At 66.4% G+C, this 17,299-nt stretch carries 15 protein-coding genes; 3 read left to right on the top strand and 12 right to left on the bottom strand.

Going from position 1 to position 17,299, the window contains the following annotated elements:
* Positions 1-158: 158 nt before the first annotated feature.
* The 5 genes from clpX to ON20_RS06845 form a co-directional block, all read right to left on the bottom strand.
* Positions 159-1,439, bottom strand: coding sequence for an ATP-dependent Clp protease ATP-binding subunit ClpX (gene clpX / locus ON20_RS06865; RefSeq protein WP_040834116.1), 1,281 nt, complete (start codon positions 1,437-1,439; stop codon positions 159-161).
* A 404-nt stretch (positions 1,440-1,843) separates the two neighbouring features.
* Entirely contained in the window at positions 1,844-2,518 is a 675-nt protein-coding gene (locus ON20_RS06860; protein WP_040834115.1) for an ATP-dependent Clp protease proteolytic subunit, read from the bottom strand.
* Positions 2,519-2,634: 116 nt separating this feature from the next.
* Positions 2,635-3,222, bottom strand: a complete 588-nt coding sequence (locus ON20_RS06855; protein WP_040834114.1) for an ATP-dependent Clp protease proteolytic subunit — start codon at positions 3,220-3,222, stop codon at positions 2,635-2,637.
* A gap of 864 nt (positions 3,223-4,086) precedes the next feature.
* A complete protein-coding gene (tig, locus tag ON20_RS06850; protein WP_040834113.1) occupies positions 4,087-5,481 on the bottom strand; it encodes a trigger factor in 1,395 nt (464 codons plus the stop codon).
* A gap of 260 nt (positions 5,482-5,741) precedes the next feature.
* Positions 5,742-6,317 (bottom strand): FKBP-type peptidyl-prolyl cis-trans isomerase, encoded by a 576-nt coding sequence (locus ON20_RS06845; protein WP_040834112.1) that lies wholly within the window; start codon positions 6,315-6,317, stop codon positions 5,742-5,744.
* A 263-nt stretch (positions 6,318-6,580) separates the two neighbouring features.
* Between ON20_RS06845 and ON20_RS06840 the strand changes: the two genes are divergently transcribed.
* Positions 6,581-6,892: a hypothetical protein gene (locus ON20_RS06840; RefSeq protein ID WP_040834111.1), complete on the top strand. Its 312-nt coding sequence runs from the start codon at positions 6,581-6,583 to the stop codon at positions 6,890-6,892.
* A 48-nt stretch (positions 6,893-6,940) separates the two neighbouring features.
* On the opposite strand, the gene ON20_RS06835 is transcribed toward ON20_RS06840, so the two are convergent.
* The 4 genes from ON20_RS06835 to ON20_RS34100 form a co-directional block, all read right to left on the bottom strand.
* Positions 6,941-7,198 carry a helix-turn-helix domain-containing protein gene (locus ON20_RS06835; protein ID WP_157228733.1) on the bottom strand — a complete coding sequence of 86 codons (258 nt, stop codon included), beginning with the start codon at positions 7,196-7,198 and terminating at the stop codon, positions 6,941-6,943.
* Between the two features lie 90 nt (positions 7,199-7,288).
* The gene (locus ON20_RS06830; protein WP_040834109.1) at positions 7,289-7,867 is read right to left on the bottom strand and encodes a dihydrofolate reductase family protein; all 579 of its coding nucleotides are present in this window, start codon (positions 7,865-7,867) and stop codon (positions 7,289-7,291) included.
* Positions 7,868-8,073: 206 nt separating this feature from the next.
* Positions 8,074-8,841 carry a MerR family transcriptional regulator gene (locus ON20_RS06825; protein ID WP_040834108.1) on the bottom strand — a complete coding sequence of 256 codons (768 nt, stop codon included), beginning with the start codon at positions 8,839-8,841 and terminating at the stop codon, positions 8,074-8,076.
* A gap of 146 nt (positions 8,842-8,987) precedes the next feature.
* Positions 8,988-9,284 (bottom strand): WhiB family transcriptional regulator, encoded by a 297-nt coding sequence (locus tag ON20_RS34100; RefSeq protein WP_083864711.1) that lies wholly within the window; start codon positions 9,282-9,284, stop codon positions 8,988-8,990.
* A gap of 194 nt (positions 9,285-9,478) precedes the next feature.
* Here ON20_RS34100 and ON20_RS32890 point away from each other — a divergent pair, with 194 nt between their 5' ends.
* Positions 9,479-9,862: a DUF1707 SHOCT-like domain-containing protein gene (locus ON20_RS32890; protein ID WP_051161819.1), complete on the top strand. Its 384-nt coding sequence runs from the start codon at positions 9,479-9,481 to the stop codon at positions 9,860-9,862.
* A 35-nt stretch (positions 9,863-9,897) separates the two neighbouring features.
* Here the strand turns inward: ON20_RS32890 and ON20_RS06810 are convergent, their stop codons facing one another.
* Positions 9,898-12,396, bottom strand: coding sequence for a serine/threonine-protein kinase (locus ON20_RS06810; protein ID WP_040834107.1), 2,499 nt, complete (start codon positions 12,394-12,396; stop codon positions 9,898-9,900).
* Positions 12,397-12,540: 144 nt separating this feature from the next.
* A complete protein-coding gene (locus tag ON20_RS06805; protein WP_040834106.1) occupies positions 12,541-14,100 on the bottom strand; it encodes an amino acid permease in 1,560 nt (519 codons plus the stop codon).
* Positions 14,101-14,320: 220 nt separating this feature from the next.
* Between ON20_RS06805 and ON20_RS06800 the strand changes: the two genes are divergently transcribed.
* Positions 14,321-15,409, top strand: a complete 1,089-nt coding sequence (locus ON20_RS06800) for an SPFH domain-containing protein (protein ID WP_040834157.1) — start codon at positions 14,321-14,323, stop codon at positions 15,407-15,409.
* A 193-nt stretch (positions 15,410-15,602) separates the two neighbouring features.
* On the opposite strand, the gene ON20_RS06795 is transcribed toward ON20_RS06800, so the two are convergent.
* On the bottom strand, positions 15,603-17,299 hold a 1,697-nt coding region (locus ON20_RS06795), incomplete at its 5' end, for an NAD-glutamate dehydrogenase domain-containing protein (RefSeq protein WP_040834105.1).

Raw genomic sequence — 17,299 nt, 5'->3', positions numbered from 1 at the left:
GCAAGACCCGGCCTCACGAAACCCCAAAGGGTTGCGGCCCGTCTCGCGTTTCAGCGCCCGAAGCGCACGTGCCGAAGGCACGAGTCTCGGGCGCTGAAACGCGAGACCCGCCAGGGCCGCAACCCCGCGCCGGCGGAGCCGGCGCAATCGGACACAGCTCAGGCCGACTTCTCGCGGCGCTCCGGGCGCTCCCGCTTGCGCGGCACGATGGTGGGCAGCACATTGTCGTTGACGGTGTCGGCGTCCACGACCACTTTGGCGACATCGTCACGACTCGGGATATCGAACATCACCTGCTGGAGCACTTCCTCCATGATGGCGCGCAGCCCACGCGCGCCGGTACCCCGCAGAATCGCCTGATCGGCCACCGCTTCGAGGGCGTCCCGAGTGAACTCGAGATCCACCCCGTCCATCTCGAACAGCCGAATGTACTGTTTGACCAGCGCGTTCTTCGGTTCGGAGAGGATTCGGACGAGTGATTCCTTGTCCAGATTGGTCACCGATGCCACCACCGGAAGCCGACCGATGAATTCGGGGATGAGGCCATATTTGATCAGGTCCTCAGGCATCACATCGGCGAAGTGGTCGGTGGTATCGATTTCGGCCTTCGACCGCACCTCGGCACCGAAACCGATCCCGCGGTGGCCGGTGCGGTCGGAGATGATCTTCTCCAGACCGGCGAATGCGCCTGCCACGATAAACAGCACGTTGGTGGTGTCGATCTGGATGAACTCCTGGTGCGGGTGCTTGCGTCCGCCCTGCGGGGGCACGCTGGCCTGGGTACCCTCCAGGATCTTCAGCAGCGCCTGCTGCACGCCCTCACCGGAGACATCGCGGGTGATCGACGGGTTCTCGCTCTTGCGGGCGATCTTGTCGACCTCGTCGATGTAGATGATGCCGGTTTCGGCACGCTTTACGTCGTAGTCGGCGGCCTGGATGAGTTTGAGTAGGATGTTTTCCACGTCCTCGCCGACGTAGCCGGCTTCGGTGAGGGCCGTGGCGTCGGCGATCGCGAACGGGACGTTGAGCATCTTGGCCAGCGTCTGCGCCAGGTAGGTCTTACCGCAGCCGGTGGGGCCGAGCATCAGGATATTGGACTTGGCCAGCTCGACGGTCTCCCCGCGGCCGTCGCGGCCCTTGTCACCCGCCTGGATACGCTTGTAGTGGTTGTACACCGCCACGGCGAGCGTGCGCTTGGCCGTGTCCTGCCCGATCACATAGTTCTCCAGGAAGTCCCGGATCTCCGCGGGTTTGGGCAGCTCATCGAGTTTGACCTCGCTGGACTCCGCCAGCTCCTCCTCGATGATCTCGTTGCACAGATCGATGCACTCGTCGCAGATGTACACCCCCGGTCCCGCAATGAGCTTCTTGACCTGCTTCTGACTCTTTCCACAGAAAGAGCACTTCAGCAGATCGCCGCCATCTCCGATGCGCGCCATCTCGTGGGTCCCTACTTCCTTGTTCGCGTGCAACCATCCATCCAGCTGCCGGCCGGCCGCCGCCCGAACTGTGAATCCGGCTACGCCGCGGTGCTGTCAACCGGGAGCCAAGGTCCCTGGTTCGACCGTACCCGGTGTGCGCGACGGAGGTCGACAACTCGAGCAGGTTTGTTGTCGCTGGTGTGCCGGGTCTCACGATATGCGGAGAGCTTCCCGGTTTCGCGACAGGGGCGCAGTCGGTGTCCATGTCGTTATCCGAATCCCGAACAACGCCGAATATTCGACGATCCGGCCGTGCCCCGTCATCGGGACGCGACCGGATCCGTCTGGTGTACGGTCGTTTTACCGAACACCGGGCCGTTCGCGCGACCACCGCCATGCGAGGGTCTCGGCCACGCGAGGCCTCACTTGTTCCGCTGCGCGCTGAGCTTGCGGTAGTCGAACACCTGGTCGATGAGGCCGTATTCGACCGCTTCCTCGGCGGTGAGGATCTTGTCCCGATCGGTGTCCTTGCGGATGGTATCGGGGTCCTTCCCGGTGTGCCGCGCGAGCGTGGTCTCCATCAGCCGGCGCATGCGCTCGATCTCGGCAGCCTGGATCTCCAGGTCCGACACCTGGCCTTGGATACCGCCCTCCACCGACGGCTGGTGGATCAGCACCCGCGCGTTGGGCAGGCAGGCGCGTTTACCGGGGGTACCCGCGGCCAGCAGTACGGCGGCGGCGGAGGCCGCCTGGCCCAGGCAGACCGTCGCCACGTCGGCGCGCACGTACTGCATGGTGTCGTAGATGGCCATCAGCGAGGTGAACGAGCCGCCCGGCGAGTTGATGTACATGGTGATGTCGCGGTCGGGGTCCAGCGACTCCAGTACCAGCAACTGGGCCATGACATCGTTGGCCGAGGCGTCGTCGACCTGTACGCCGAGGAAGATGATGCGTTCCTCGAACAGCTTGTTGTACGGGTTGGATTCCTTGACGCCGAAACTCGAGTGCTCGATGAACGACGGCAGGATGTACCGCGACTGCGGGCTCGTCGGCGCGATACCGCCGAGGCCGGCGCGGGGGTCGATCAGGTTGGCCATACTCGTCTCCAAGTCTGTGTTGTTGAGATTCTCCCCGGGCGTCGCGGCCCGACGCCGGCCGTCCGCGGGACGGGGTGCGTCGAGCGCGAGTGGGCTCCGCCGACGCGGGACAGGCACTAGTTACCGGTGCCGCCGGCCTGGCGCGCGTGGGTGATCACACGGTCGATGAAGCCGTATTCCAGGGCCTGGGCGGGGGTGAACCAGCGGTCACGGTCGGCGTCGGCGGTGATCTGCTCCACGGATTTACCGGTGTGCATCGCCTGCAACTCGTTGAGCTCGCGCTTGGTGTACGCGAACTGCTCGGCCATGATCGCGATATCGGCGGCCGAACCGCCGATACCCGCCGAGGGCTGGTGCATCATGATCCGCGTATGCGGCAGCGCGTAGCGCTTGCCCTTGGTGCCCGCGGTGAGCAGGAACTGTCCCATGGACGCGGCCAGCCCCATGCCGTAGGTGGCGATATCGCATTCGGACAGCTGCATGGTGTCGTAGATCGCCATACCGGCGTTCACCGAACCGCCCGGGGAGTTGATGTAGAGGGAGATGTCCCGGGTGGGGTCTTCCGCCGAGAGCAGCAGAATCTGCGCGCACAGCTTGTTCGCGATGTCATCGTCCACCTGGGTGCCCAGGAAGATGATGCGCTCACGCAGCAGGCGCTCGTACACCGAATCACTGAGGTTGAGACCAGCGGTAGCGGATGTCATAACCCCTGCCTGATTGATTGTCACGGATACCTGCCTTCTGTCGCCTGCTCGTTGCTGTCACAAACATTAACGAAGGAGGGCGGCATCGAACTCCCGGTACCGCCATGATTCGCTCACAGCGCAATGCTGTGTTCAATTGCGCCGCCTTCGGCGGCGCGGGGTTGCGGCCCTGCCGGGTCTCGTGTTTCAGCGCCCGAGACTCGCGCCTTCGGCACATGCGCTTCGGGTGCTGAAACGCGAGACGGGCCGCAACCCTTCGGGGCCCTGGTGGCCCCGGGTCTTCCCTCTCTCCGCGAATCCGCCGGCGCGAATTCGCTCCATTCGGTCCAGACTCGGTGCGGGCTGTGTTCGATTGCGCCGCCTGGCAGCGGCGCTGTCGGGGCCCTCGTGACCCCGGGTCTTCCCTCCCTGCGCGAATCCGCCGGCGCGAATTCACTCCGGTCGGCCCGGACCCGGGGCGGGCCCCGACCACCTGGGTGAGGAATCCGCGGAGGTGTTGGCCGTGATCTGTCGGAGCGGGCTTTCCCGGCGCGGCGCTGCCGGCGTAACACCGCGGTGGTCGGTCCAGACCCACAGTGGACCGACCGCCGATGTAGGCAGTGGTCGTCGAAGGTGCCGTGTGTGGATGCACAGTCCCTGGGCGGCGTGGAACGCGGCGGCACACGGCCTGCCATAGGGACGTGCCTTGTTTTCCGGTGCCACCACTCGGCGGGGCGGGGTGAGGGCACCGAGACCCGGACCTTTCCGTCCTACACGACACGGCTACGCGATATCGCTCCGATCGGCCGGAACACGCCACGGTTACCGGCCGTCGAGATCGGCCGGTAACCGTGGCGGTGGGTATTGCCTGCCCCGGTGCCGGGTTCATTCGGAGGCGGCGTCGGTCTTCTCGTCGGCCGTGTCCTGGGTGTCGGTGGCCTGTTCCTCGGCGGAATCCGCGGGGGCGCCGAACATTTCGGCGGTGTCGACGGTGTTGCCCTCGGAGTCGGTGACGGACACCTTGCCGACCACACCCGCCAGCGCCTTGCCGCGGCGCACGTCGGCGAAGACGGCGCCGAGCTGGCCCGCCTGCTGGACCTGCTGGATGAACTGCTCCGGCTGCATACCGTAGCGCTGGGCCTGGAACAGGATGCGCTCGGTCAGTTCCTCCTGGCCGACGGTGGTGCCCTCGGCCTCGGCGACGGCATCCAGCAGCAGCTGGGTCCGCACCGATTTCTCGGCGGCCTCCTTGGTGTCCTTGTCGAACTCCTCGCGGTTGGAGCCCTGGGCCTCGAGTGCCGCGGCGAACGCGTCCTCGTCGTGGTCGAAACCGTGCACGGCGTCGTGCTGTACCGCCTCGATCTCGGCCTGTACCACGGCTTCCGGCAGCGGCACCTCGACCTGCTCGAGCAGTGTCTCCAGCACCTTGTCCCGGATTTCGCCGGCCTGCTGTACCTTCTTGACGCGCTCCACCCTGGTGCGCAGATCGGCCTTCAGCTCCTCGAGGGTGTCGAATTCGCTGGCCAGCTGGGCGAACTCGTCGTCGGCCTCGGGCAGTTCGCGTTCCTTGACCGAACCGACGGTGACGGTGACGACCGCTTCCTTGCCCGCGTGCTCACCGGCGACCAGTTTCGAGGTGAACTCTTTGGACTCGCCTGCCGACAGCCCGACAACGGCCTCGTCCAGCCCCTCGATGAGCTGCCCGGAACCGACCTCGTGCGACAGACCGGTGGTGGACGCCTCGGGCACCTCCTCGCCGTCGACCGTCGCCGACAGATCGATGGAGATGAAATCCCCGTTCTGTACCGGCCGGTCGACGCCGGTCAGGGTGCCGAAGCGCTGACGCAGCGACTGCAACTGCTCATCGATGTCGTCGTCGGTGACAGTGACGGCGTCGACCGTCACCGAGAGGGCGCCGTAGTCGGGCAGGGCGATCTCCGGTCGCACGTCGACCTCGGCGGAGAAGGCGAGTTCCTGGCCGTCCTCGATCTTGGTGATCTCGATCTCCGGCTGGCCGATGACCTTCACATCGGCGGTGGTGACGGCCTCGCTGTAGCGGCCGGGCAGCGCGTCGTTGACGACCTGCTCCAGAATGGCGCCGCGGCCCAGACGCGCCTCGAGCAGCTTGGCCGGCGCCTTGCCCTTGCGAAAGCCGGGAATGTTCACCTGCTTCGCCAGGGCCTTGTAGGCACGATCGAAGTCCGGCTTCAACTCCTCGAAGGGCACCTCGACATTGATCCGGACCCGGGTCGGGCTCAGCTGCTCGACGGTGCTCTTCACGGACGTGCTCCTTGTTCTTGTCGGTTGTGCTCGGGGTGGGTACTGATGGCCGGGTGACGGCACCCGGTGCGCGCCATCGACGCACCTGCCGGGGCGTCCGGACCACGAACCGCCCGCGCACCCCGGGATACGCATCCCGACCAGCCTAGTTGACCGGGCGGCGCGGACTGTAGGCCGGTCACCCGAAATGGACTACCGACCGGCCGATGCTCACCTCGCGGATACGCGGGCCGCGTCCCCCGATCGCCTGCCTGTCGGGATCAGCCCTGGGGAACTTCTACGGCGTCGGTGACGAAGACCAGGGTTTCGTTCGGCTTCACGCCGTTGCCACCGGCGCCGTAGCCGAGATCGGGCGGGATGATCAGCAGCCGGCGCGCGCCTTGTTGGACGCCCTCGAGCCCCTGCTCCCAGCCCGGAATGACCATACCCGCGCCGAGAGTCAGCCGGAAGGGTTCGCCCCGGTCGAAGGAGCTGTCCAGCTTCTGTTTGTCCGACCAGGTCACCAGTGAGTAGTTCATGGTCAGCTGCTTCCCGGCGGTGGCACCGGGCCCGGAACCGGGCACCAGGTCCTTGGTGATCAGCGTGCTCGGCGGATCGCAGTCGTCGGGGATGGTGATGGTCGGTGCCTGCCCGAAGCCACCGGTGACTCCGATGTCCTCGGCCACGCATTCGCGGCCTTTCGACTCTGTCGCGGTGGGGCCCGCGGGCGCGCTCGACGCCGCGACGGTGGTAGTGGCACTCGCGGCGGTCTCGGAGTCCTTCGAACCGCAGGCGGTGAGGCCGAAAGCGGCGGCCGCCACGGCGGCGGCGGCGATGGTCCTGCCGAATGTCTGCATGCGGCGCACCCTAGACCACTTCGCCCGCGCGCACCGCGCTCGCATCGCCTTCGACCGAGACCGCCCGGGCGCTTCGGGACCGGGCACGGCGAGACATCCGACCGTCCGAAACCCCAGCCACCCTTCCCGCTACAGGGAATATCTCTCGCCAAGGCATGTTTCGAAGAGTATCGTGCCGTTATATAGCGGTACATAGGGCATCGGGCCACGTAGCAAAGACCCGATGAATAAGTTTTCCAGTGCCCTGAACGAACGGAGACATCATGAGCACCACGCGCAGCCACGGATTGGTTCGCAAGATCGCCGCGACCGCCGCCCTGGCCGGGGCGCTGATGATCGGATCGGCCGCTGTCGTACCGCAGGTCGCGCTGGCCGCGGATCCCGGCCACAGCACCCAGGGTGACCGGCACCCGGGTACCGGCACCTACGGCGACACCCACAACATTCCCGCGAACCCCACCAATCGCGGCCGGCAGGTGCACACCATTCCGGGCGAACGCGACGGCAACTACAGCAGCCACGGCAGCAATCACAACATCTGCGCCTACAAGCCGTACTTCCACGCCTGCCACTGAGAACCGCGCACAGATCGTGCAATCCGGCCCGCACGATTACCGAACGCGCTACGGGCGAGGGGTATCGCGAGGCGACCGTCCGGTCCGAGGACGCCGGGCGGTGGCCTCGCGTTCCCGACGCACCTGTTCGGTCAACTCGTCGGGCAGGTGATGGACGATATCGCGGCGCGAGGAGGTCATCGGCTTCTGCCGGATCCCGACCACCTGCGCATCCACCGTGCGCACGGAACTACGCCGGCGCTTCGCGATGGCGCTGTCGGGCCAACCGGCCACCGCGAACAGCGCCACCTCGCGAAGGGATACCACCGACATTGCACCCTGAGCAGCCGACGACCGACCAACCATGCGGTAAACTCCGGGCCCCGCGCGGATCATCGGCGTAACCGGGAGGACGGATCAGCACAAGGCAGGGGAAATTTGCTGGTAGTGCATCTGTACCACGGCGCTGTCGAAGGTCGTCACGTCCACCAGCTGCAGCCCGGCGGTATCAACCGGAGATCGGAACAGCGGTACCCCGCCACCCAGCAACATCGGGTGCACGAACAGCCGGTACTCGTCGACCAGACCGTGCTCCAGGAAGGTCGCCGCGGTTTCGGCGCCACCGAGCATCACCATGTTGTATCCGGAATCGCACTTCAACCCGGCGATCCGGGACACCAGATCGTCTCCGACCACCGTGGTGTTCCAGTCGGCCGTCCGCATCGTGCGGGAGAAGACGAATTTGGGCACCTGCTTCCAGAACCGGGCGAACTCGACGTAGAACGGGGATATGGTCGGTTCGATATCGGCGGTCGGCCAGAACGCCGACATGATGTCGTAGGTTCTGCGCCCGTACAGGAGCAGATCGGCCTGCTTCAGTTCATCGAGCAGCGCCCCGCACAGCTCTTCGTCCACCACTGGCCAGTGGACCTGTTCGTCCGGCCCTTCGGCGAAACCATCGAGGGAGATCTGCATCCACAGTGTTACGCGTCCCATGCCGTACCAATCCAATGCCTCAACTACCAGGAGGCAGATTCTGGTGTGGCGGGGAGGTCACCGCATCGGTAGGGGGACTACAAACCACCTAAGTAGCGCGCGGCTCGAACACCTGTCGAGCCGCGCACATATATCGCCGGCCAATGTATCGCCGTTCGATGATCCATCGAGTACCGCCGACTTCCCGAGGACGGGAAGGCCGCGCCTCAGGCCTTGCTCAGCAACTCGGACAGATCGCCCTCGCTTTCGATGTGCCGGTCCACGAACCGATTCACCAACTCGGCACTGGTACGCCCCGGCAACGCGCGGAGCAGATGCAACCGGGCCGTGAGCTCGGCCAGATCGGACCGACTGCGCGGCGACTGCTGATACGACTGCCATGCGGTGCGCTCGAAGAGATCGACGAATCGACGCGCGATACGGTCACAGTCGACACGGAGCCGTTCCAGTTCGGTGAGAATCTCGTCGTCGGGCACCCCCGCCGCGGCCAGTTGTTCGGCGGCTCGGATCAACTGCCGATCGGCCGGTCGATACGTACTGGCGTCGACCGGTTCGTAGAGCCCCGCGGCCACGATACGGGCCAAACCGTTGGGCACCGACCCATACCGCTGTTCGAGGTCGGTGGCGGCGATGGTCTCGATGGGTTCCGGGGTACCGGCCGACACCGCGCCGGCCTCGGCGATCTCTGATACCTCGTCCGGCACCATCGCGCCCACGCCGAGGATATCGCCCAGATCGTCGCCACGATCCCACGCGTTGAGCAACTCTTTGATACCGTTCAGTTTTATCCCACGATCGAGCAGCCTGCTGATGGTGCGCACCCGGTTCAGATGATCCTGACCATAGAAGCCGGTCCGCCCCTTCACCTGCGGCGGAGGCAGAACGCCCCGCTCATGGTAGACCCGCAGGCTGCGCACGGTCGTGCCGGCGGCACGTGCCAGCTCATCGATCGTGTACTCCACACCAGCAGCCATACTTCAAGGAAACCATATCGAAATGGCACCGACACGCCACGGACACGATGCATACGCGCTATTCGGGGCATACATGCACTGTTCGATCGGAATTGGGCGATCTGCCGCCAATACTGTCATGTAGATCACAGCACCGGTCCGGACCGCTAGCCGCCGGAGCGCCGCCACGTGTGCCGCCGCCCGTAAGTACGCCGCTCGTCCTCCGACATACCGCCCCACACCCCATAGGGCTCACTCACCGACAGCGCATAGCTGCGACACTGCGCGAGCACGGGACAGGTACCACAGATCTCCTTGGCCCGCCGCACCCGGTCCGCCCGGGCCCGACCTCGTTCTCCGTCTGGATGGAAGAACACCGCCGACTCCACGCCGCGACACGATCCGCGCGTCTGCCAATCCCAGTCTTCTGTGGCCGGGCGGTGACGCTGGATCCCGGTGGGCATGGATGAGAACTCCTCGTGGTGCGTTTTCACGGCTCAGCCTAGGTCCTCCCCATATCTGGCAAGGCTTGGGAAGAGACTGAACCCGTCTGGTGGAACAAGCCGCCGACACCTTGGCACAACGCCTGCGGCGCACCTTCCCACTCATGGCGATGCGGCCGCCTCGAAACCGGACCGCAGCGCCATATGCTGCGAATATGAGTGAAACGCCGGGTGCCCGGGTGAGCGTTCAGGCCCGTGAACGCGCCCTGCTGGAACTATCGGAGCATCTCAGCGCCGGACTGCTGAGCGTCACCGAGTTCGACGAGCGCAGCGCCGCGATAGCGGCGGCGTCCTCCACCACGGAACTGGCCGAGGTATTCGCCGATCTGCCCGGAGTCACACCCCCGTCGGCCCCGCTCCGCCCCGCGAATCCAGCGCTCTCGTTCGCCGTCCTCGGCGGTTTGGCCGCATTGCTGGCCCTCGTTCTCGCCCTCGTGTTCGGTGGCTGGCTGTGGTTGGTGCTGTTGGTCGTCGTGCTCGCCTGCGCACCGCTGATCCCGGTGATCGTCCGACGCCTGCGCACCGCCGACCACCCGTAGCCGCCGAAGCGCGACAGCACCGGGTACGACCGCACCTACCAGCGCGTATGCGGGCGGACGCTATTGGCCAGATCGACCAGCCGGTACCGGTGCAACCGGTCGGGCGCGGTGCGGGCCAACGCGCGCAGGCAGGTCTCCAGACCACCGCGCAGCCCCGATTCGGTGAGCGGGAAACCGAGGATGGTGGTGTCCTGCGCGGCCGGACGCCGGCGGGCCCGCAGCCATTCCAGCGCGGCGCCGACCACCACCGCCTGCATCTGGAGGGCCCGGGGTTCACGCCGTAGCGTGGAGAGCCGCGATGCCGCCTCGATGATATCGGCCTCGGTGATCTCACCGACCGGACGGGAGACCAGCAGCAGACTGCCGGTCATCCGGGCGATGCCGTAATGCCGTGAAGCAGGGGGCACCTGGTCCAGCACGGCCACGGCCTCCAGTGATTTCCCGTCGGCGGCGAGCCTGCGGGCCAGCCCGAAGGCCGCGCTGACCACCTCGTGGTTGGTCTGCCACACCAGCCGGTAGAACTCGACGACCGCACGATGCCAACGGTTGGCCTCGCCGGGCAACTCCAGATGCTGCAACACCAGTTCCGCGGTCGCGGCCAACGCCAGGGCGGGCGCGATCTCCCCGGGGAGCATGGTGTGCACCTCGTCGAAGTGCAGGTAGGCACGCTCGTATTGTCCATCCAGCAGATCGGCGATCCCGGAATACCATTCGAGGCGCCAGTCCGTCTCGTACCGCGGCCGCAGTTCCGCCAACCGCTCGCGGGCCGGCACCACCTCGCCCAGGTCGAGGTGGGCGCGCACCGCCGCGAGTGTTCCTTCCAGCTCGAAGGTCTCCGGCATATCGATCGTGCCGGCGGCTATACGTTCCCGGGCGCGCAGCAGGGCGTCCAGACTGTGCCGGGGGTCGCCGTGCAGCAGGGTGGACAGCAGGTCCGCGCTGGGATCGTCGGCATCGATCAGCGGGATCGGCAGGGCGGCCACCACCTGGTCGGCGGCCACCGAGGGCATGCGGTGCCTACCGTCGACCATCCCGTCCGTCTGGCCGATCAGCGTATCGGTGCCGAAATCGCTGCGCAGCGAACCGAATTCGACCGAAACCTGGGGATGTTCCCGGCCTGTGTCGGCGGCCAGCACCATACGCAACACGCCGGCGAGCTGGCAGTACATGGCATAGGTCGAGGGGAAACGGCGCGTCGGATCCGAATGGGTGGCACGCAGCAGCAACCGGTACACGAATGGGTAGCGCCGCAGCAGCGGATGGTTCTCGGGTGTGGGTACCTCGGTCCGATAGTTGCCGTTGTCGTCCTTGGGCAGATCGAGGAACAGCGCGGCCAGAGTCCGGCCGGCCGTGTAGATATCCGAGGCCACCGTCGGCCCGGTCTCGATGATCTCCGGCGCCTGATAGCCGGGCGTCCCGTAGATACTGCCGTAGGACTCCATGGCGGCGACCGCGCCGAGATCGATGAGCTTGACCTCGTCCTCGGTGACCATGATGTTGTCCGGTTTGAGGTCGTTGTAGGCCAGCCCGAACGAATGCAGATAGTCCAGCGCCGGCAGGACCTCCATCATGTAGGCGAGTACCTCGGCGACCGGTATCCGGTCCGTGCCGGCCATCTCCTGGAGTTTCTTCAGTGACCGGCCGCCCACGTACTCCATGACGATATAGCCGTCCGAGACGTCGCGCGTCGACCGGTGTTTGACGAAGTTGTAGATCTTGACGATGCCGGGATGGGTCACCTCCGACAGGAACTGCCGCTCCGCGAGAGCCACCACATGCGCCTCGAAGTCCTGCGGGTTCTGCAGCCCTTTCAGCACCACCCACCGGTCGCTGACATTGCTGTCGATCGCCAGATAGATCCAGCCGAGGCCACCGTGGGCCAGACAGCCCTTCACCACGTACTGGTCGGCCACCACTTCACCCGGCTCCAGGGCGGGCCGGAAATTGAACGGCGACCGGCAGCGTTCGCACTCCCCCACAACCAGGCCGGCGCCGTTCGGTCCGCCTCGGCCCACCGGCGCCTGGCATTTCCAGCAGAAGCGTTTCGGCTCGGGGACCTCCGGATCCGCCAGCAACGCGGTGACCGGATCGGCCGATTGCACCCGCGGCAGTGCCACCAGGCCCGCACCCAACCGACGCACGCTGGGACGGGACCGGGCCTCCCGGTCGCTGCCGAGAAGCTCGGCCTCGGCCATGGTGTCCGTGAGGAGGTCGTCGCCCGTCAGTGCCGCGATCGCCCGGTCGAAGGCCCCGAAATCCCCGCCCGCCGCGTCGTCGATCGGCACCAGAGCCGGGAGGGACACCCCGGCTTCGGCTTCGGCGAGCAGTTCCTCGGCCGCCCGGGTGAGCGGGGACTCGCCGGCGGGCAACCGATCGACGGTTTCGGGTGGCTCGACCGAGCGGGGCGCCTCGCCGCCCGAGGTACGCCTGCTGGACCAGGAATGCGACAGCCGGCCGGGCACCTCCACACCGCGCATACGCCGGTTCGCCCAGGGCGGCTGCGGGGGTTCGGATGCATTGGGCTGCTGCGACATCGGTACCTCTCATACCCGCTGTGAGATCGAAATCCCATTCTCTGCCGAGGCACATCGGGACATGCGGGTTCCTGTTCCCCGCGTTGGGAACGCGAACGCCCCGGACCTGGGGTCCGGGGCGACACGGTATGGAACGGTCGAGGACTACTCGTCGTCGGGCTTGTCCAACACCCGGACGGTTTCCCGCGGTTCTTCCGCCTCGAGCCCCGGGCGCTCGGCGAGCACCGGGAACTGTCCGGTGATACCGCTGCGCGCGGCGGCGAGCTCGTTGACGCGCCTGCGGGCCAGGAACCATCCACCCAGCAGCGCGGGAACCCCGACCACCACCATGGCGATCACCGCCGCGCGCTGTTCCACCTCGTCGCTGAACAGCATCAGCAGGACCACACCGGCCAGGAACACCAGGGTGGCGTAGCTGGTGTACGGGGCGCCGGGCAGCCGGAACGAGGGACGCTCCATCTTGCCCTCATGTGCCCAGCGATACAGCTTCAGCTGGCACAGCACGATCGCGGTCCACGAGCAGATAGTGCCCAGCGCGGAAACGTTCAGGACGATCTCGAACGCCTTCTCCGGTACGACGGCGTTGAGGCCGACGCCCACCAGCGCGATGGTGCCGGTGGCGAGAATCCCGACGTAGGGCACGCCGGTGCTGGACATCCGCCCGGCCACGGTGGGGGCGCTGCCGTTCATGGACATCGAGCGCAGGATGCGGCCGGTGGAGTACAGACCCGCGTTCAGGCTGGAGAACGCCGCGGTCAGCACCACGAGGTTCATGACCGACCCGGCGCCGTCCACACCGATCTTGGAGAAGAAGGTCACGAACGGGCTCTCCCCGGCCTTGAAGGCGGTGTAGGGCAGCAGCAGGCCGAGCAGGACCAGCGAACCGACGTAGAACAGCGCGATGCGGGCGATCACCGAGTTGATGGCGCGCGGCATGATCTTCTCGGGGTTCTCGGCCTCGCCCGCGGCGGTGCCGACCAGTTCCACGGCGGCGTAGGCGAAGACGACACCGGTGGTGACGAGGACCAGTGGCAGGAATCCGGTCGGGAACAGGCCGCCGTTACCGGAGATCAGGCTCGGCCCGGTGCTCGCACCCTCGATATCGAAGCGGCCGGCCAGGAAGACGGTACCGACGATCAGGAAGGTCACCAGGGCGACGACCTTGACCAGGGCGGCCCAGAACTCCAGCTCCCCGAACCACTTCACCGAGACCATATTGATGGATACGACCAGGGCCAGCGCGATCAGCGCGATAACCCACTGCGGTATCACCTCGAACGCACCCCAATAGTGCACGTAGGTGGCGATCGCGGTGATGTCCACGATGCCGGTCATGCACCAGTGGAAGAAGTACATCCATCCGACACCGAACGCGAGCTTCTCGCCGTAGAACTCGCGGGCATAGGAGACGAACGAGCCCGAGGAGGGGCGATGCAGCACCAGCTCGCCGAGCGCGCGGAGGATGAAGAACACGAAGATGCCGCAGACGGCATAGACCAGGAACAGGCCAGGACCGGCATCGTGCAGGCGGCTACCGGCACCGAGGAAGAGACCGGTACCGATGGCGCCGCCGATGGCGATCATCTGGAGCTGGCGGGGACGCAGAGACTTGTGGTAACCCGCGTCCTCGGCGTGCAAGGAGTTGGCCGAGGCCTCCTGCGCCCCCACGGCTCCCTGGTCTGCGGGAGGTCGAACTGTTGTCATAGTTGTGATGCCTTTCCAGTGGCGGCGACCATATCTGCGGTTAATGTACCGTCAAATAGCGGTACGTTCAATAGGTATCCACCACTGGATTTTCACTGAGCGTAACCAACTTTCAGCCTCTGGGAAGCCTGATGGAGGCGGGTTCCGGCCGGGGCATCGATTGATCGCACCACTGCGTGTCGGTACGCTCGACTACGTCACCTGCGGATGGAGCGCCCCCATGGCATGGTTCGAGCGGGAATTCATAGCCGTTCCGGAGACCGGCAAGAACCAGTTGGTCTACAAGTGGCCGGATGTCAATATCCGGCGCTACTCGCGCGCCATCGTCAATGCCGACGAGATCGCGGTGTTCGTCAAGGCGGGTCACGTGGTCGCGGCCATGGGGCCGGGCCGGCACCGGATCGACGCCGACGAGTTGCCGATACTCGGTGCCCTGGTGGACACGCTCTCCGGCGGCAACTACTACCGGGCCGAACTGTATTTCGTGTCCACCCGCGAGTTCGCCGGCCTCAAGTTCGGCGGCCGGATCGCCGATATCGTCGACCCGGCCAGCGAGCAGGTGGTCACGCTGCGCGTTTTCGGCGAGTTCGCGCTCGCGGTGCGGGACCCGGCCGAACTACTCACCTCGCTGGCCGGCACCGTGGACATCGGCGATCCGACAAGTATTCGCTCATGGTGTGCCGACCTGCTGCTCAAATCCATGAAGGTCGCGGTCACCCAGGGCATCTCCGGACGGGAGTGGCCGCTACTCGGACTGTCCGGGCATATCCCGGCCATCGAGGCGGCGGTACTGCGGCAGACGAATACCGCGCTGTACGAGTACGGCCTGCGCATTCCGCGGATGGGCAATTTCGATATCACCCTCGCACCCGAGGACGCCGAGCGGCTCAAACGGCTCGCCAAGGATGTCACCTATATCCGCCTCGCCGGTGATTTCCGCCAATACGCGGCGGGCGAGATGGCGTTGGGCGCCGGTCAGGGACTGGCACAGCACGGCCACACGCACGACGGCGGATTCCTCGGCGCCGCCCTGGGAATCAACGCCCTCCAACAAGCGAGCCCACATCCGCCCACACCGACACCCGCCCGGACGGTGCCCGCCACGCCACAACCCGCGGCACTCACGGCGGGTGCCGAGCAGCCGGTCTGCGGCAGCTGCCACACCTCGAATCCCGCCGGGGCCCGGTTCTGCGTCCATTGCGGCACTTCACTTGCGGCGCGGCCCAAACACTGTCATGCCTGCGGGACGGAATTGCTCGCAGTGGCGAAGTTCTGCGCCTCCTGCGGTCAGCGGTCGCTCGAACACTGAACCAGGACGGTCGTTCCCGACTTCTCCCCGAACCCAGGCCCTACAACCTTCATTGTCGAGCCGCGAAACCATAAAGGGTTGCGGCCCGTCTCGCGTTTCAGCGCCCGAAGCGTATGTGCCGAAGGCACAAGTCCGGGCGCTGAAACGCGAGACCCCTCAGGGCCGCAACCCCGCGCCGCCGACGGCGGCGCAATCAAACACTGCCCGTCTTACCGACGGCGCTGGGATCGGCGCTGCCCACCAGGCTGCGCACCTGCCGCGCCGCCACCGACAGGGTAGCCAGGTCATAGCTACCCCCGGCGAAGATCTCGGCCAGCGAAGCGCTCGCCCGCGCCAGCCGGGACCGGTTGGTCGATTCCCAATAGGCGATCTTCTCCGCGATATCGTCCTCCGGGTCGCTGGCCCCGGCCACGTCCAGGGCCAGCAGCCGCAGCGATTCGTAGAGATCGTCGCGCACCGCCAACCGGGCCAGGTTGGGCCACCGCTGTCCCTGTTCCAGTTCGCCGACCGCGGTGAGCAGGCGCTCGATCCGGTAGTGCGAGTTGAGCGCGAAGTAGAGTTCGGCGATCTCGTCGGCATCGCGCTCGGCGATATCGGCGATATCGAGCACATCCAGCAACGGGAACAGATGGATCAGCCGGTATACCTCGGTGGCCACCTCGGCCGGCGCCCCGAGTTCGGTACTGCGACCCGAGCGCCGGACCACCTCTTCGGCCAGGTGCTCGGGCAGCCACTCGGTGATCTTCTCGGCGAGCGCGCGGACACCGTCACGGTAACGGGCGATATCGGCGCCGACGGCGATCGGCTGCGGACGATTCAACAGCAACCAGCGCGCGGCCCGTTCGAGGGTCCGTGCGGCCTCCAGCTCCAGCCGGTCCCGCGCCGCGGCCGGCATGGCGACGGTGCGGATCCGCTTCCAGATCGGGCGCAGTCCGAAGATGTCGACGGCGGCGGTGAAGGCGCGCAGGGCATCGTCAGTGGTGGCGCCGATCTCCTCACCCAGCCGGAAGGCGAAGGTGAGACCGCCGTAGTCGACCATCTCGTTGACCACCACGGTGGCCACGATTTCGCGCCGCAGCGGGTGTTTGTCGATGGCGGCGGCGAAGCGTTCCCGCAGCGGGCTCGGGAAGTATTCCGGCAACACCGCGGCGAACGAGGGGCTGTCGGGCAGCTCACCGGCCAGCAGGTCGGCCTTCAACGACAGTTTCACGTGCGCCAGCAGATTCGCCAGTTCCGGTGAGGTGAGCCCGGCACCCTCCGCGATACGGCGCTTCATTTCCGCGTCCGAGGGCAGGGCCTCGAGCCCACGGTCCAGTCCGCGTCGAGTTTCCAGTTCGGTGAGCAGCCGGCGGTGCACTCCCGCCTGGGCCGTGGCACCGGCGCGGGACAGACCCATCCGGAAGTTCTGCGAGATATTGTCGCGCAGGACGAGTTCGGCCACCTCGTCGGTCATCTCGGCCAACAGCGGATTGCGGTCGGCAATATCGAGCTCTCCGCCGGAGACAACCGTATCGAGCAGGATCTTGATATTGACCTCGTGGTCGGAGCAGTCCACACCCGCCGAGTTGTCCAGCGCGTCGGTGTTCATGCGCCCGCCGCCCCGGCAGAACTCGATCCGGCCGAGCGCGGTGACCCCGAGGTTGCCGCCCTCACCGACCACCTTGACCCGCAACCGGTTCGCATCCACCCGAACCGCGTCGTTGGATTTGTCCCCGACCTCGGCATTGGACTCGGTACTCGCCTTGATATAGGTGCCGATACCGCCGTTCCACAGCAGATCGACCGGGGCGAGCAGAATGGCCCGGATCATCTCCGGCGGCGACAGCTTGGTGACCGTGGAATCCAGCCCCAGCGCCTCGCGCACCTCCGGGGTGACGACGATCGCCTTGG

Origin of the sequence: Nocardia brevicatena NBRC 12119, assembly GCF_000308495.1 — a bacterium.
GTDB classification, from domain to species: domain Bacteria; phylum Actinomycetota; class Actinomycetes; order Mycobacteriales; family Mycobacteriaceae; genus Nocardia; species Nocardia brevicatena.
Note: the sequence above shows the minus strand (reverse complement) of the source record. Positions and strands in the feature narration are given on the sequence as shown.

What these genes read in the sequence shown, in the direction of transcription:
- ON20_RS06840 (WP_040834111.1), top strand. Translation starts at nt 6,581, where the DNA reads ATGAGCACCACGCGCAGCCACGGATTGGTTCGCAAGATCGCCGCGACC.
- ON20_RS06805 (WP_040834106.1), bottom strand. Translation starts at nt 14,100, where the DNA reads ATGACAACAGTTCGACCTCCCGCAGACCAGGGAGCCGTGGGGGCGCAG.
- ON20_RS34100 (WP_083864711.1), bottom strand. Translation starts at nt 9,284, where the DNA reads ATGCCCACCGGGATCCAGCGTCACCGCCCGGCCACAGAAGACTGGGAT.
- ON20_RS06830 (WP_040834109.1), bottom strand. Translation starts at nt 7,867, where the DNA reads ATGGGACGCGTAACACTGTGGATGCAGATCTCCCTCGATGGTTTCGCC.
- ON20_RS06855 (WP_040834114.1), bottom strand. Translation starts at nt 3,222, where the DNA reads ATGACATCCGCTACCGCTGGTCTCAACCTCAGTGATTCGGTGTACGAG.
- clpX (WP_040834116.1), bottom strand. Translation starts at nt 1,439, where the DNA reads ATGGCGCGCATCGGAGATGGCGGCGATCTGCTGAAGTGCTCTTTCTGT.
- ON20_RS06800 (WP_040834157.1), top strand. Translation starts at nt 14,321, where the DNA reads ATGGCATGGTTCGAGCGGGAATTCATAGCCGTTCCGGAGACCGGCAAG.
- ON20_RS06845 (WP_040834112.1), bottom strand. Translation starts at nt 6,317, where the DNA reads ATGCAGACATTCGGCAGGACCATCGCCGCCGCCGCCGTGGCGGCCGCC.
- ON20_RS06860 (WP_040834115.1), bottom strand. Translation starts at nt 2,518, where the DNA reads ATGGCCAACCTGATCGACCCCCGCGCCGGCCTCGGCGGTATCGCGCCG.
- ON20_RS06825 (WP_040834108.1), bottom strand. Translation starts at nt 8,841, where the DNA reads ATGGCTGCTGGTGTGGAGTACACGATCGATGAGCTGGCACGTGCCGCC.
- ON20_RS32890 (WP_051161819.1), top strand. Translation starts at nt 9,479, where the DNA reads ATGAGTGAAACGCCGGGTGCCCGGGTGAGCGTTCAGGCCCGTGAACGC.
- ON20_RS06810 (WP_040834107.1), bottom strand. Translation starts at nt 12,396, where the DNA reads ATGTCGCAGCAGCCCAATGCATCCGAACCCCCGCAGCCGCCCTGGGCG.